The sequence below is a fragment of the Rhodopirellula maiorica SM1 genome (assembly GCF_000346295.1).
GTDB classification, from domain to species: domain Bacteria; phylum Planctomycetota; class Planctomycetia; order Pirellulales; family Pirellulaceae; genus Novipirellula; species Novipirellula maiorica.
Genome location: NZ_ANOG01000515.1, coordinates 21,215 through 37,474, shown reverse-complemented (window position 1 = coordinate 37,474; position 16,260 = coordinate 21,215). Strand labels below are relative to the sequence as shown.

The 16,260-nt window shown below is 54.9% G+C and carries 8 protein-coding genes and 1 pseudogene; 3 read left to right on the top strand and 6 right to left on the bottom strand.

The window, feature by feature from the left end:
- The 4 genes and pseudogenes from RMSM_RS16510 to RMSM_RS16495 form a co-directional block, all read right to left on the bottom strand.
- Nucleotides 1–410, bottom strand: a pseudogene (locus RMSM_RS16510) (hypothetical protein); the annotation flags it as partial.
- Between the two features lie 214 nt (nt 411–624).
- Complete coding sequence (locus RMSM_RS16505) at nt 625–2,844, bottom strand: site-2 protease family protein (RefSeq protein WP_008698463.1); 2,220 nt, start codon at nt 2,842–2,844, stop codon at nt 625–627.
- Entirely contained in the window at nt 2,841–3,935 is a 1,095-nt protein-coding gene (locus tag RMSM_RS16500; protein WP_008698460.1) for an HlyD family secretion protein, read from the bottom strand. The genes RMSM_RS16505 and RMSM_RS16500 overlap by 4 nt, the downstream gene beginning before the upstream one ends.
- Before the next feature lie 43 nt (nt 3,936–3,978).
- Nucleotides 3,979–5,871 carry an efflux RND transporter periplasmic adaptor subunit gene (locus RMSM_RS16495; RefSeq protein ID WP_008698458.1) on the bottom strand — a complete coding sequence of 631 codons (1,893 nt, stop codon included), beginning with the start codon at nt 5,869–5,871 and terminating at the stop codon, nt 3,979–3,981.
- A 329-nt stretch (nt 5,872–6,200) separates the two neighbouring features.
- On the opposite strand from RMSM_RS16495, the gene RMSM_RS16490 reads away from it, so the two are divergent.
- From RMSM_RS16490 to RMSM_RS16480, 3 genes are all read left to right on the top strand, one after another.
- Nucleotides 6,201–8,039, top strand: coding sequence for a TolC family protein (locus RMSM_RS16490; protein ID WP_008698456.1), 1,839 nt, complete (start codon nt 6,201–6,203; stop codon nt 8,037–8,039).
- Nucleotides 8,040–8,486: 447 nt separating this feature from the next.
- Nucleotides 8,487–9,716, top strand: coding sequence for a hypothetical protein (locus RMSM_RS16485; protein ID WP_008698455.1), 1,230 nt, complete (start codon nt 8,487–8,489; stop codon nt 9,714–9,716).
- 584 nt (nt 9,717–10,300) lie between these two features.
- On the top strand, nt 10,301–13,330 hold the full coding sequence (locus RMSM_RS16480) for a beta strand repeat-containing protein (RefSeq protein ID WP_144057710.1): 3,030 nt from the start codon (nt 10,301–10,303) through the stop codon (nt 13,328–13,330).
- A 281-nt stretch (nt 13,331–13,611) separates the two neighbouring features.
- On the opposite strand, the gene RMSM_RS16475 is transcribed toward RMSM_RS16480, so the two are convergent.
- Together RMSM_RS16475 and RMSM_RS16470 are read right to left on the bottom strand one after the other, a co-directional pair.
- The gene (locus RMSM_RS16475; RefSeq protein WP_008698448.1) at nt 13,612–14,994 is read right to left on the bottom strand and encodes a serine/threonine-protein kinase; all 1,383 of its coding nucleotides are present in this window, start codon (nt 14,992–14,994) and stop codon (nt 13,612–13,614) included.
- 30 nt (nt 14,995–15,024) lie between these two features.
- Nucleotides 15,025–16,254, bottom strand: a complete 1,230-nt coding sequence (locus RMSM_RS16470) for a hypothetical protein (protein WP_008698447.1) — start codon at nt 16,252–16,254, stop codon at nt 15,025–15,027.
- Between the last annotated feature and the right edge of the window lie 6 nt (nt 16,255–16,260).

Genomic DNA, 16,260 nt, shown 5'->3' with positions numbered 1-16,260 from the left:
CCTGCGGCAATCAGGTTGTCGCGGCTGGCGAAGCGAAGTGGCGAACTTTGCAGTATTTGAAAGAATCGCTTGCGTTCCTCTTCTGCTCGTTCGGAAAGATTGTTGAAGCGAATTGCTTCGAGCCCGAGCATTCTAAGTGTCATGCTGGTGGGATAACGCCGAATTGCAGTTTCGTACGTTTGCAACGCGTCTGCATATTTTCCTTGCGCTAATTGACACCGGATTAATAGCCTCGGCCAACGCTCGTTCCATATCCCGCTTTCGAAGGCCGTCGAGGCAACCGCCTCGGCTTCCACATATTTACCAGTCCGAAATTGATCCTGGGCTGATTCCAGATCGTTGCCGATCGCAGCTATTGCCGATGACGCGACACAAAGCAATACCGCAATTTTCAGTGGGAGGGCAGACAAAGGCGAGGCTCCTAGGCAGGGGTGATCGAGAAGCTGCCTATGATTCTAGCGTGTTGGCCAGCGTCTGTCTGGTTTTGCATTGGAGCGATAAATTCTCCAGCATGGCAAACTGGATCAACTACGGGGACTTTGCCTGCCGTTTCGTAAGCGTGAAAACCGGCTCGATCCCCAATAGCTTGAGGGCGAGGTGGCTTCGGCCCACTCGAATGATTTTTCAGAATGCGTCGCGTAGGGTCGTCGACCATCGATTCCACAGCGATGTCCACGGCACGTCGATCTTGGCGTAGCCCGTGGACCGCATCGCCAACGGCTGATTGCTCGGATGCAACCGGACACGCACTTGGTAGTAGGCATCACTCGGACCGTTGCCCCGGCCGACGGGCATTACCATCCGCTTGCTCACCAGTTCATCGGGAATTCCGTCCGTCGACGACGATGCAACTTCGACCACTTTCCCGCGGAATGCTCCCGGCGATACGTGATTTAACATCAATGACACCGATTGCCCCTCACGCACGTAACGTAGATCCTGCTGGCGAACCAAGGCAATTGCGTCGTATTGCCCTGCGGTTCCCAAAGTGCCCAGCCGTGTGCCGGCTTCGATCCAGGCTCCACGATTTCGCATCGTCAACGGCGTGCGGTCCCAAGTTCTTAGCTCGCGTGCATGACCGACGTTTTGCACACGGTGCACCGCCGGAAATACGACTCCAGGTGCGGGAGCCACGATTTCCAGTTGCGACGCTTGGGACACAAGCAATTGCAATTGATGTTGGTTCGCCTCAATTGACTCGGACACCACCGCGATACGATCCAAAATTTGTCGAGTCGCGGGGCGGACACTTTGTAAACTCGCCAACTCGGTCTGCAATGCATTCAGTTTTGTCTGATCCTCGGCAATCGTTAGCATCAGATCTGGATTCGTCAGTTTCGCGATGATGTCGCCCTGCTTCACCACCGATCCTTCGGGAATACCGTCGACAATCCGGCCTGCTGTGGTTGCCACGATTGGTTGCGACTCTGCGACGCGGATCGTCATGGGGGCTTTGATCTGGTGCGGAAGTGGTGTCCACAACAACGTGGCAATCACCAAGGCTGCAATCGCGCCGATAGCAGGCGGACGCCGTAACAATTCGGATCGGTTGCGTCGGCGTGATGGTGGAGGCGAAAGTACCACTCGCAGCCAGGGGACAACGCCTAACATCAGCACCAGCAGCAACGAAATTGCGATGATTGCCCCTAATTCGACTTGATCCGCTTTGCGATACACCCACATTCCTAGGGTCGCATAAACCAGCCCGCGATAAAGCAAACTCGCGGTCCAGTACATCCTCAGTCGAACCGGTGAAATCCTGCTACCAAAGCGACTTGCAGATTCAACCCGTGCATCGGACAAAGCGTCGTTCCAAATCATACGTCGAAGCCACGTTTGTACCGAAACGGATGCTTGCCGAGCCAGATTGGGAACCCCGACCCAATCCGCAAGAATGTAGTAGCCGTCGTAGCGGAGCAGCGGATTGCCATTAAACACGACGGTGCTGACCGAACCGACGAACATCACCGTGACGCAGAGATCGCGAAGTAACGAATCGCCAAGCAGCAACCACATCAACATCGCCACCGCCGCGACGAACAATTCTGCCATCATACCGGCGCTGGAAACCATGATCCGTTTCCAGCGTTGTTTCAGTAGCCAGGCATCCGAGACGTCGCAATACAGGACGGGCATCCCGAATAACAACATCACGCCGATTTGTCGACATTCGGCTCCGAACCATTTGCATGTCACCGCATGTGCGATCTCGTGCAATACTTTCAAAACAAAGATCACAGCGATCAGCGGTACGCCCCAATCGGTCACCGGTTGGTGTGTTACCGTGTCGAGATGCTTGGCAATTTGATCGAAATACATCATGGAAGCTAACGCCATGATGAAAGTGAAAATAACCGCAGCCAATCGCACCGGTAAGGATAGGATCGTTCGCACAAGTGGCATCAAACGGTCGATTTGCCGGTCAACCGAGACGCCGGGTAATCGAATCGCCAACAGTTGGTGCCACCACCGTCGCGGCGAGCTCGCCGCCGGCGTCGCGTGATGCGTGGAGCCATGCTTTTCATACGCCAGACCGCGTTCGTCTTTATCACCAACGGATTCACTCGCGATCAGCAAACCGCTGCGGAGTGCTTCGGCGAAGAAATCGACTAACGACTCGGGCGAAACATCTTCCGGTGCATACAGCGTTTTGCATCGCTGAGTGATTTCGCTTAGTGAACGTTTGCCATCGGCCAACATTAGCAAACTGCGTTCGCGATGACTGAGATAGAAGTACTCATTGGCAAACGGGTCTTTGGCGATCCAAACGTCGTTGGTTCCCCATTCCGCGCGTTGCCATTTCAGATCCGGACGCACTCGCACATGATTTTCATCGGCGTTCATTCCGTCCTCAATCGCATCGTCATTCGCATCCCCGGCAGCACTGCGTCATCGAGGTTTTCAAACTCAACCGTCAACCGCACTTGTTGATTGACGGGATCAATTTCGGGACTGACGAAAACGATGTCGCCCGTCCGCTCGATCACGTTGCCGTCGGAATCGTGCAAAAAAAGGGTCGGTGAATCAATCGTCAACAATCTCGTTCTCAGCGTGGCGTCGACATAGCCTTCGGCACGAAGCCGACGCAGTCCGACCAGCCGCACGACCGGGTCACCGGCGCGGACCCAATCGCCGCGGCGCCGCATGACCTCGACCACGGTGGCGTCAAACGGAGCGACGATGGTGTGTTGATCAAGAAAGAGATCGGCCAGTTCACTTTGGTGTTGATAACGTTGTTGTTGGAGTACTTCGATTTTGTGTTGATGAGCCGATTGCGATAGTTGGATTTCGGCCTCATCCACTGCAATCTTTTGAACGATTTCGGCCTGTTGTTCCGACTCGACATTCAATTGGTCGATTTGCTGTTCAAACTGAGCCTGTTCTTTTTCAAGTCGTGCTCGTTCGTAGGCTAGGCTTAGTCCATCAATTTCCGATTGCGATACACTATCGATATAACGTTTGCGCGCGTCAACTGCGCGAGCCAATTCGTTTTTCGCCACTGCTTCGGCCTTCGTCGCGGCCAACACGCTCAAGTCATTGCTTGCCTTTTGCGTTGCAATCGTAACATCGACCGACTGTTGTTTGCTGAGTTGCTGTTGCCGCCGATACGCCTTGTTTGCCAACGCGACGATCGATGGATCGTCGGCTTTGGCCGTTGCAATTTGCAGTTGGATTTTTGCGAGCCGCTGCTGCAGTTCCGCTCGTCGACGGTCGAGTGTGGCAAGGACATCGCCACGCTTTACTGTCATTCCCTCATGAACCGACAATGTGTTAATCGATCCGGTTTCCAGTGCCGGCACCTGAACTTCATCGATCACGACCACGATCAAGTCTCCGATCTGTAGCGAATCGGATTCAGCTCGTAGTGGAGTTGCACCGATGGCAACTGCCATGATCGTCAGTGAAGCGGCCAACGTGTGAATACGGTTCATCATCAATATCCTCTTGCGTTTACAGCGACGCTGCAAAAAAAACTTTCTATAGCGTCGTCCGCCACCACTGAATCAAGCCTCGAAACCAAACAAACCCGATCGGCCGTCGGCCCGTCCATATCTCCACTCTCGCTGTGGCTCCGGTTCGCAGTGAATCCAATGCTGCGGTATTGGCAGTCGCCGGGCGAGCCACTCCCTTGATTACCCAGTCGCCTTGTGCGTCGATTTGCGTCACGTTGTCTAGCTGCGTGAGTTCCGCTTCAAAAACGTCCTGCGGACTCGACCGAAGTGAAAATCGACAGCGCCGACGATCGTCCTGTTCCGATAGAAACAAATAGCCGCTGTCCAAGTCGCTTACCTCGATTTCCAGCTCCCAGCCTGAGCCGGGTGAATAGACTTCGGCTAGAAATTGACCACGGGTGATCGGACGCGATGCCAAATTCTCTCGCATGTTCCAATGATCGACCTTACCGGTGATTGGGCTACGCACGACTAAGGCTTGTTGCTGTGCTGTCACTAAATCCAGTTGCAGCAGCAGACCCTCGATTTTTGACTTCAGCACTTGCTCGTTTGTCGAACGGTTTTGATCGCGAATTTCGCTTGGTGATGAACTTCGCCCCGCAGTGATCGCTGCCAAACTGGTCTGCAACGCAGCGATTTCTCCTTCGATTTGTCGCTGCTTTGTATCCAAGTCGTGACTGCGAATCACGACCAACGTCTGTCCCTCCGCGACGGTCGAACCGTTGTCCACTGGTAATTTCGTTACCACGCCATCAGCCGGAGCGTAGACACTGTGGCGTTGGCTTGCGACCACTCGTCCCTGGGCTGGGATCCAAAAGTCGACATGAACGAGTGTCATCAACAGTGTCAAAGTCGCAATGACAAGTGCGATCACAGTCGCTTTTTTGGCGGTCGGTAGCGAAAACCATCGATCCAATCGCGATCGCAAACTGGCTGCGTCTCGGCGCATCGCTTGCGTCAAAGCGTCTCCGACAACGTCACGTAAATCGGCAAACGAGCCACCGTCATGGCGTGATGACACCGTAAACTGCTCCAGCACGATCACAGCGGATTCGGCGTTAATGTTCAGCGATAGCGGTTCGATTGCAATCGCACGAGATCCCGATTCCATTAAGTACGCATCGAGAGTCTCGCGAAGCGGATCGGGGACCGTATCGCCACTTCCAACCACGAACTCGATTGGCTTATCGTGGCGTGCAGCTTGACTGGCAAGATCTTGCATCAGCCGAGCAAGTCGACTGCGACGATCGACGTTCACACTCGTTGAACACGACACCAATCGATAGTCCGAGATCGGTGTTGAGGTGCGGCTGTAAAGGATGCTAACTCGATCGGCACCGACGTACTTGGCTACTGCTTGACCCACATGGGCAAATGAATCGCGGATCCCAACGCCGCGATGTAGTTGCGTGACCAGCTTGTCCAAACGCTGTCGTCGACTCAAATCGTTTTGGAGTGTGTCGGCTTGGTGACGCAAAAAGACGAGGGTCGCCGATTCGAGTACCGCTTTGCACATTTCGGAAAGCGGTGGTTGGATCGTGGCGTCCACAGCGTCCGGCCATCGCAACTCGATTCCAATCACACTGTCGTTCGTCACGCGGGCCTGAGTGATACATGTGTGAGCTTCGTCAAACCAATGCGACGCGGCGGCGAATTCGACGTGATCGATTGCGACCGATTCATGTGGGGGCGTGTCATGGTGAACATCGATTCCCGATCGTGCCAAGACGTGACGCTCGCCATGCCGGATAGACCAAACGAGAACGCTTCGTGATTTTGCGGTTTGCCGAGTTGCATCGGCCAATTGTTGAAAGAACTCGTCCGACGCTATTGACGCGTGCGACAATCGATCGATTTGGCGTACGAGCGATTCCGCATCTTGCCACGTTTGCTCGGTTCGACGCAGGGGATCAGACATGACGGAATCGGATCGATCGGTTTCGACAGGGGGCGTTGGATGGGACGGAGCGTGTTTATTTTAACCACGCGTGTCGAGTTTCCCGCCGCCCGAACGCATGTTTCACGCGACTTCTTGTGTCGTTCGCGCGAATCATCCCGAATTCGCTCAATGTAGCCGTCGCGAATGTACGAATAAGGGTAATTGTACGGATTGATCCGAATTCGCGGGAAATCTGCTTCCCTCGTACGAATCGAGTAACGGAAGACAAAGTGCTGCGACGATCCATAAGCACCGACGGCATCACATCAACAAGGCGAGGCGGCCCATTGCGGCCGATCGCCCTGACGATGCTGGCGTGCGCGGTCGGCGTTATCACGGCGATCGGGTGTCAAACGCACCGTAATTTTTCCGAGACGGTTTCCAACGACACCTCTTCGATCGATGCAATCATGCAAATGGTCGACGCCGGGGCTCCCGCGATCACGTTTCCAGACGCATCGACCGCGCCGCGGACGGTTCGCTCGATCGACGATTTTGCCTCTTTGCAGTATCGTGATATGTCGTTGCAGGAAACGATCCACACGGCACTACAGCATTCGCAAGTGATGCGTGATTTGGGAGCCACGATTCTGCGCGCTCCGCAAACCGTGGTCACCGATCAAACGAAATCGCTCGCCGAACTGGATCCTCAAACCAGTATCGAGTCGGCATTGGCGGCCTACGATGCTCAGTTCTATGCGCTGGGTAAATGGCAGAACAATGACCGCCGATTTAATAACCGGTTCTTTGGTGGTGGTGCCAATGCGTTCAAGCAAGACACGCATGACTATGTGTTTCAGTTGTCCAAGCGGACCGCGACCGGGGCTGAATTTGCCGTTCGAAACGTGATCGATTACGACGCCAATAACGCCACCGGCAATCTGACCGACAGTGCTTGGCAAAGCCAGATTCATGCCGAGATGCGGCAACCGTTAATGCAAGGCGGCGGGCTGCAATTCAACCGCATCGCCGGTCCCGCGGCACAGCCCGGAATCTACGCAGGTGTCTTGATCGCGAAAGTTAACAATGACATCACTTCGGCAAAATTCCGCCAAGGGGCTCGTGATTACATTAGCAACGTGATCAACGCCTATTGGGATCTGTATTTCGCCTATCGTGACCTCGACTCCAAACGCGATGCTCTCGAGCGGAGCCGAGAAACGTGGCAAAATTATGAAGCTCAGAAATCAAGCAATCGTAAAGCCGGAGCAAGCGAAGCGTTTGCACGCGAACAGTACTTTCGATTTCAGAGCGAATTGCAGGACGCGGTGGCGGGCAAGTTGATCCAGCGAACTCAGGTCAATAATTCAACGTCCGGGGGCACGTTCGCAGGTCAAGGAGGCGTTTTAGCGTCCGAGCGACGACTGAGATTGTTGATCGGGTTACCGATCAGTGACGATGCATTGATTCGCCCCAGTGACGAACCACTCAATGCGCCGATGACGTTCGATTGGGACTCGATTTCGGTCGAAGCGATTCGGCTTCGCAGCGAGCTGCAGCAACAGCGGTTGCTTGTCAAACGACGTGAAATGGAAACGCTAGCCGCCAAGAATTTTTTGATGCCGACTCTTGATTTGGTTACGATCTACCGCGTCCGAGGATTGGATAAAGATCTCGCAGGTGACAACTCGGCGTTCAACCAACTTGGAACGCTAGACTACCAAGAGTACGAGGCGAGTCTGGAATTGAAACTGCCGGTTGGGTTTCGACAAGGCTACTTGGCGGTTCGCCATGCCAAGGCCCAATTGGCACGTGAACTCGCGGTGCTCGAAGAGCAAGAACGGCAAATTTTGCACGACCTTTCCGCTGTGGTTGGTGAAAGCGATCGCGCGTTCACACAGATGGAAACCAATCTGAACCGTTATCTCGCCGCACGTGATGCGCTGCAGATCCTCGATGCGAATCGTGCTGCTGGGTTACCGGTAAACCTCGAACAGTTGCTCGATGCGCAGCGACGTGTCACCGAGGCTCAATCACGATACTTCTTGTCGATGGTCGAGTACACCGTAGCGGCCAAGAATGTCCAGTTTGAAAAAGGGACGCTCTTGCAGACCGCCAATCTTTTCTTGGTTGACGAATCAACCTCGCCTGTACTGCTAACCGAGTCGCGGAACGGGGCATCCAGTGTACCGGATGACGCGTCGTAGGCTTTGCCATTGCAGAGACGCTTGCGAGTGTGGAGGGAATCTTCCCCGTGCGACAAAAACTGCGCAGCAAAATTCGTGCAGCAGAAAATTGCTGACGGCCACAAAAAGCCGAGATCGTTTTAGTATATTGGCCACTCTGGCAACCACGGTTGCGGCCGCCTGTATTGCCACCTCGATGCAGGTAAAAACGAGTCTTTCGATACGTTAACCGTTTTGATGCTAGCGGCTTGTTGATTTGGTGAGCCGCTTGCGCGTCAGCGGTCGGGTTCCACGCATTACCCGGTGCCTTACGGCCCTCGGCTCACCAATGCAATTTGCATTTCGACTAAATAAACAGGCCGCTAACCACGGTTCCCATGCACAACCGGGGCTAGCGCCCAAGCGGCTCACGGGCTGTCACCCCATCATTCCTGCCTACCTGCTTACTCACCTCCCAACTGACCCAAAATGATGTCATCCGATCCAACTCGATTGTTGTGTGCTTTCTTGCTCGCTCTGTGTTCTCTGGGGCCGACGTATGGGGGGACAACAACGTGGGACGGAAAGTACGATACCAGCAAGATCAAAGTCACGGTGGTCTACTTCGTTCCGGCGGATCGTCAGCCGCTGTCTGATTGGAAAGATCGCGTCCAGTATTATGCCCGCCGATTAGAACAGTTCCACGCTCGCGAGTTTGGTGACCAATCCAAGTTGACGATGGTCGTCCACCCCGAACCCTTTGTGTCAAAAGAAAACACGGAAACCCTTCGCGAAGGAGACGCAAACAAGATTTACTTTCGCACGTTGGGCGAAGTCGATCGGACGTTGGCGTTTGCGAAAGACGACCCCAGTGACCGAGACGCGTTTCCAATCCTGCTGGTTCTAAGCGAAATCAACTGGCGACCGCTGGACGACTTCTATCGCTTGCATCCCGACGGAGGCAAGTTGGTGTTTGAGGGAAACTTGAACCAAGGACAACATTTCCCCGGTGCAGCCTCCGGAGGTGCGCGGGCCGCTTATCTTGCCAATCGCGGCGTGGGGTGGGGCTTGGTCAGCGGTGATGGATGGCGAGTGCCGTATCGCGGCACCGATTGCGTTGTTTATCACGAAGGTTGCGGTCACACGGTCGGCTTGCCTCATCCCGAACCAGGCAATGGGTCGGTGATGAGCATGGGACAATACCGCGGTTGGATCAGCGAATCGTGGCTCGACAAAGAACAAAAAAGTCGGATGGGATGGCAGCCCAAAAAAGAGGGGGCGGAAAAAGGCGAGCCGAATCAAGACAGCGACGGCAATCACGACGAACAACCGAAATCTCTGGCGATGGAACTGTTTACACGTTTCCGAGCGATTCCCCAACCGATGGTTCCCAAACCCAACCAAGACGTTTTGCTAAAACTCGATTGGCCCAAAGACGCTAAAGTGAAAACGCTTCGTGTTCGCTACCAAACCGCGATCGACGGTCCTTGGATCGAGGTTCCCTCTGAGATCGATTCGGCTCAGCCCGAAGTGGTATCGCTGGGAAGGTTCGAAGAGGCGACTCCGGTCAGCTACCGAGTGGACGCGGAACTCCAGTCGGGCGAAACCGCCGAGCTGTGGGGCTATCTACAAGTCCGCTCGGACGTCAATCAAAATCCGCTGCCCAGCAGCCTTTCCCAAGACCTGCTGGAAGCCACCCCTGCCGCCGACCCATCGTAGGGACAGGATACGTCATTCTCCAAGTTCAGCAGCGCGTTCCTATCAATCGGTGGTTTTCTACCGATCAATCCGGTCACCGGGACGCTCCGCCCATAATTCCGTTGTGTCGAAACCGACTACGCGACGCAAGGCATCAATTTCGGTGCCCCACTTCCATTTTGTTTCGAACCGTTTCGCTCGACTTGGCGGACTGATCCCACTTGGCGAAAGTAGTCTAACGCTTTTAGGCATCCATTGACTCGGTCCGGTGCCTGGGAGGCCTCCTTGCGATTTTCATGTTGCTGTCACCTTTTCCGGATGAAGACGATAGTTGGGCAACTGACACGATTTTGCACTTTAGGCAGACTGGGAGGTCTGTGTCGGTTATAATGCCGGTTTCTTTGGGTGGCCAGATCGATCGGCCATCCGTTTTCGAGCTCGGCAAGGAGTGTGTGTTCGATTGAGTCGTCCCCCCAGCTACTGAAGGAACCCAAGGCATGTTGTTCTTCTCAAAACGTCGAAAAAAACAATTGCGAAACCGTTTGATCACCAAACGCTCACGCAGAAGATTGCTCTCCACTGAGCCCTTAGAAGATCGCAGGCTGTTGACGGCTAACCTGAACTTGCTGGGGAGCGGGTTGATGATCTATGGGGGCAGTGGGGTTAACAACGATCTGAACATCAGTTTTGACGGGGTAGAGTACACGTTCGCCGATCCGGCCGAGCCGATCAATGCAATCGGCGGACTGGCGGGACTTGACACTAACCCCGATCCGAACATCGTCACATTTGACCCTTCGGCGATCGTTGGACCGTTTACCCAAATCGTGGTAAACCACAACGCGGGCGACGATGTCACAACAATCGACAGCTTTCGTGATGGACTGGCCGGAGGTGAGGGGCTCGACATCCGTGACGATGCGGGTGAGGGAAACGACACCGTTGATATTAATGGTGACATCGGTTCAGCTCTCAACCCGGTCAACAACACCGTGCTGATCCGAGGCGAGGAGATCAATCTCGGGGCCGACATCTACACCAACAACCTTGACGTTGTGTTCGCCAATGATGTCGATCTGACCGCTGACGTGTTTGTCGATGCTGGGAACGGAACAGCGGAGTTTGACGCCGACATTGATGGCACATTTGCATTGGAAATCGATGCGGAATCAATTCAGATCGCTGGCGATGTCGGGGGCACAACTCCGTTGACGTCAGTTGATCTCAACGCAGGTGATCAGATCCAAATCAGTGGTAGCACCTCGGCTACCGGAAACATCGTTTTGACAGCTGCCACCGAGACTTTATTGGGCGGTGATGTTTTGGCGGGCAGCGGCGGAGCTGGTAGCGTCGAGCTCAATGGCCCCACGGTCACTTTCAACAACCCTGGTGCTGTCCAGGTCAGCAGCAGCGGAGCACCTACCGATTCTGTTTCGTTTGGCGGCATCATTTCGTCGGGCGTTGGCACCGATCTGACGATTGCGGCGGGACTGGGTACCGCGTCGTCCGGCGGCGCGGCTGGGCTGGGGAATTTCAATATCACCAGTGCAGACACCGTCGACCTTAACGGCGTGATCGGAGCGGAAGACATCGAAATCAACGCTACGACCTCGCTCAACGCCCAAGGTTTCCAGGCTTCGGCTGGCGACGTCGACATCAGTACCCCGGCGACCATCTTTGACGGGCCGACGTCGACATTAGTCAGGGCCACCGGCACAATCGACTTCAGTGGCACCATCACGGGTAATCTCGATGACCTGCTATTTCGGAACGCCACCTCGCTGAGCATCGCTGGCGTAGTCACAGACGTTGAACTGTTCGATGCGCGTCGCGGCGGCGGACTACGTTTTACCGACATCAGCGTCAATTCGGTGGACGCCAGTGACATCATCATCGAGGCCGACAACAGCACCATTCTGCTCTTTGGCGATCTGATTTCGGCGGGCGACGTGACGCTGATCGGCCGAGTCGAGGTGTTTGCTGACATCGTCATCGCATCCGGTGGTGCCATTGGCGATAACATCAATATCTTTGGTTCGGTACACGATCCGGCAAACGGTGCCCGTACGCTGATCATCGATGCCGGCGCCGGTGCAGCCCAGAATCTGCCGCTGCCTCCCGATGTGGGCATTGGCGTCGGCGGCATGCAATTTCTGAACGTTCAGGTGACTGGTGGGATCGTCTCGGTTTCGGACATTGTGGTCGCCAACGACATCATCATCGAAGGGGGCGCGACCAACCTGCATGGCCCGCTGTCGGGATCGGGCGATATGATTTTCCGTCCGCGGGTGGTCGGCGGAACGCTGAACATTTTCAACGGAGCAACTGCACCGTCGGTTCCCGACATGACGTTAACGGGCGATGATCTGGCGTTTGTTGTGCCTGGATTTGCCAACGTGGTCTTCGGTGGACCGACGGCTGGTGCCGTCTTCTTGTTCCCCGACAACAACCCTAATCCGATCACCGGAGCGTTCAACACGATCGCCAATACCCGGTTCGAGGCACCGCTGGTCGTCATCAACGAAGTGATCAACCAGGGGGCCGATCCGGTGCTGTTCGTGGTTGATCAGTTGGATCTGAACATGGGAGGCACGTTTGTGGGGACAGCGGATGTGAACATCGAGGACTTTGGAGCGATCGGCACGATTACGGTCAACGGGGCGCTCAATCAACCTGTGGCTTCGCTGGCGGCAGGCACGATTAACGTGAATGTCAACGCGCCGGCTTCGACGGTGATGTTCACAGGCAGCATCGGTCACCGAGTCAACGATTTGGTTGTCGACGTGGCTTTGGCGACCTTCCCGGCGCCGACGGCCATCGATGTGACGGGCAATGTCACCGCGACAGGTGACGTCGCGATCAACGGCGGTATTTTCAGTTCCACTGGAAGTGTCAACGTGGACGGTAATCTGGATTTGCTCGGAAACACAACGCTGCGGATACCGGCAGGCCAAGATTTTGCCGTCGGCGGCGATGTAATCGGAAACGGCAATAATTTGGTTATTCGCGGTCGAGGTGGGGCAATCAACTTGGTCGATGTCCTCGGCGACGTGATTGGGGTCGGTCAATTCAAGGTCGACAGCAGCGGTGCAAACACGGCGACCACAATTGCGCTCGAAAACGTGATGGCCGACGATATTTTGCTTCGCGGTAACGATATCTTGATCGAAGGAATTCTCAACGCCACTGCTGGCAACCTGCACCTGATCGGAGCTGTCTCCATCTTTGGAAACACCGATTTGCTAAACACCTCCGGTGTGGCGACGAACTTCGTACGGGTCGACGGGACGATCGATGATGCGTCGATCGGGGGCGCCGATTTGAACATCGATTCCGGTTCGGGTGTCACGGTGTTGACGGGGGCGGTGGGCAGTCTTTCACCAGTGAACAACATGTCAGTCGCTTCGGAGCAGATCAATTTCCTCACCACCTCGGTTACGGTGCTGAACGATTTTTCGTGGATCGTTGGCACGCTAGGGAACGGGATCAACGACCGGTTGTTCGTCGTCGGTGGCGGTAGTATCACCGCCGGCAACGATATCCTATTGGAAGCCGATCAGCTTGTCGGAGACAATGTAGGCGTGAACCTGCTCGCTCCAACCATCACCCTGATCGAACGTGGGATCGGGGATTGAGGAACGGGGGACTGAGTCGCTAACGATGTTCCATGCCAGACCGGCGCGAATATGCCGGTCTGTTCGTGCGTGCACATCCAGTGGCAGTACGCCAGGCTAATGTCGCTAAATCGCCATATTCCAAATTCGGCCCCTACACCATTGGCACTGGTCTTGGAGATGGATAGGCGATGAGGACGAGGCTAGCGGAATTGTTCGGCTGTGGAGAACGCAACCGTTCAAACAAAGGCCAGGCAACGATTGCTACACCGATGCGAGGGTGAAATAACGTGCGGGACGCGTTACACTCGCTGGTGAAAGGGAAAGATGGCTTCGGCGAACGACTCGGCAGACGTGAATCGGCGAGCCGGGTCGACGTCGATCGATTGGCGGATCACGTCACGGAGCGTTGGCGGTAGATATGTGGCAACGTCTAATGCTGCGAGCGTTTTGTCGGCTTGGAACGCTAGATCAGGTTCTTTTCCAGTAGCAAATCGAAGCAGGCAACAACCGCACGCGAATAGGTCAACCGCTGGCGTCGTGACGGACGCGTCCTCAAGTTCCTCGGGGGAAACGTAGTACTGCGATGTGGTCGCCGATCGATCATGGGTCATCGAACTAGGGTCATTGATCCGGTCCTGAATTGTGGGTTCGAAATTGCCGAGCTTGATTTGCAGATGGCGTCCTTCGCGATAGCCAAAAATGTTTGACGGATGGATGCGGCGATGCACAATTTGATGCTGATGGGCGCAGTGAACCGCTTGCAAGAGACGCGACACGACCCACGTTGCAGTCAGGATTCGTCGCTCGGACGACTGACCATCGATTGTGGCAAGTAGGTCCAGCGGATCGATCGATTCCATGACCAAGAAGGGGCGATTTTGCTCGATGCCAAATTCAAGTGTTTTCAAAATGCGAGGGTGATCGAGACTCGTCAGCACTGCAGCCTGTTGAAAAAATGCCTTCTTGGCTTCCTCACTCTTTGTGACATCGCTTTGAAAGACTTTGACCAAATAGGATGTTTGCGTACGGCAATCTTTCGCCTTGTAAAGTGTCGACGTCTGGTCACGCGTGAGCGGACGTTGCAGTAGATACCCGCCCAACGCAGGCATGTTCGATTCCGCTTGCGGTGGCGAAACGGGGGCGTTCCACGGCGACGGTTGAGGTTCGTTTGACGCGATCCGGGTTTGCAAGATCGACGTCTGTGCCGATTGTCGTGGCGGTGTGACGACGTTGACGGCGGATGGCGTCGGTGCCGAGTGATCACGTGTCCGCTCAGCCGATTCCTCCTCTGAGTCTCCTGGTTCACTTTGCGACGGAACCTGCGCTGACTGCAGCACTTCGCATCGGATTTCGGTTTCGCCGACACCAAAACAATCACCGTCGACCAGCGATGCGGCTACTAAACGAACTCCGTTGACCCACGTCCCGTTGCTGGAATCGTTGTCGGTAAGTTGCACTTGCGGAGGCGTAATCTTCAACAACAAGTGTTCGCGTGAAAAGGCCTTTTCGAGCGGCAATTTAATTTGCGAGGGAGCTTGCCGTCCTATCGTAACCGTGGCGTCTTGAGCGAAGGTCCATGTGGCTCCGGTGTGAGGTCCCTGCGTCACCCGTAGCCGGATTTGGACATCCCGAGGCGAGCCGGAGGAATCACCGGGGTGGATCAAGATGGTTTCGTCGCTCATTCGTTCACTGCGTTTCCGAGTTGCAAGCGATTATTCATCTTGCCCATTGCCTTTGAATGCGTCGTCGTCATCGTTCGTGGCTTGTGGGGGCACAGGCGCAGGTTCATCTCGAACCTCTTTAGCCAAGTCCATGTTGACCACTGCATCGGCGATCCATTCTTCATTCGGATTGATTTCCAGTCGTGCTAGTAATTCGCGAAATTGGGGGATCATTTGCTCGTAGACAAATTCGGTTCCCGGTTTGGCTTTGCCAAATTCGATTCCATTTTGCAGCATGAATTTGCTGAGCGTGGCGATATTGCGGTGTTCCGGTGGGTAAGCATCGGTATAGGCCGTCCGCTGGATTGCGTTCACATCGGCATCTGCCGCTTGCATGACGGTTTGGTTGACACGACGCAAAAAGGCTTCGGCGTCGTTGATCCGCCGCCACTGGGCAAGCGACAGACCTTTGCGTTTATTGGGAGGATAGCGATGGTAAAATTTTGACGAAATGGCCTCAAACGCCGAGGTAAATTTCTCTGAGGCCGCAAACTGTAGCTCAGGTGTCAATTTGCGGCTCAGCATTTGTTCCGCCAGTTCCGTCATGGCATCACGTTCGGCGGTGAAATCTGGATCGCGGAACAGGAACGGCCACGTGGTGAACAGTTGGGGTAGCGGGCTGGTCAGCGAGACTGCGATCGATCCGCCCGACGAAGGCGTTTGCACTTGGATCGCGTCAAGCGTCTGATCGTCCAGCAGCGGTAGATTCGCCGATATTCCAGGTGACAAATCCCCGCCCGACAGAAAACCATTTTGCTGAGCGTTGATCTGGTCGAGCAAGAAGTTAAACAAATTGCCGTTTCGTACGGCATACCTTGAATTCGCAGGATCGCTAAATGCTCGGTCGAATAGCGATGCCACGCGACTTCGCTGCTCCACCATGGGCTTTCGCCGGTTTTCAATGTCCGCCGCGAGCTTGTTCCATTTTCGAACGTCATACTCCTCCTGCATGTTCCAGTAGTTCTGCATCACTTTCAGCTTCAAATCGACTTTCTTCGAAGCCGCCTCCACTAATTTGATCTCCGATTCCGCGAACAACAATCGTGCCTCGGCCAGGCTTCGGTTCCGTTCCCCCTCGGCTTTCATCAAGTTCGCTTGCGCATTAATTCGATTGCTGATCGTGTCGCTGGAGCTGTTTCGGATCACGATTTGGGCCGTTGCCGTGGGCGTCGCTAGCAGCCAAGCAAAGCCAGTCAAACAAAACAGAAGCATGAATCGCATGTGCAG

Coding starts and splice junctions, on each gene's coding strand:
- RMSM_RS16495 (WP_008698458.1), bottom strand. CDS start 5,871: ATGTCTGATCCCCTGCGTCGAACCGAGCAAACGTGGCAAGATGCGGAA.
- RMSM_RS16490 (WP_008698456.1), top strand. CDS start 6,201: ATGCTGGCGTGCGCGGTCGGCGTTATCACGGCGATCGGGTGTCAAACG.
- RMSM_RS16485 (WP_008698455.1), top strand. CDS start 8,487: ATGATGTCATCCGATCCAACTCGATTGTTGTGTGCTTTCTTGCTCGCT.
- RMSM_RS16505 (WP_008698463.1), bottom strand. CDS start 2,844: ATGAACGCCGATGAAAATCATGTGCGAGTGCGTCCGGATCTGAAATGG.
- RMSM_RS16470 (WP_008698447.1), bottom strand. CDS start 16,254: ATGCGATTCATGCTTCTGTTTTGTTTGACTGGCTTTGCTTGGCTGCTA.
- RMSM_RS16500 (WP_008698460.1), bottom strand. CDS start 3,935: ATGATGAACCGTATTCACACGTTGGCCGCTTCACTGACGATCATGGCA.
- RMSM_RS16475 (WP_008698448.1), bottom strand. CDS start 14,994: ATGAGCGACGAAACCATCTTGATCCACCCCGGTGATTCCTCCGGCTCG.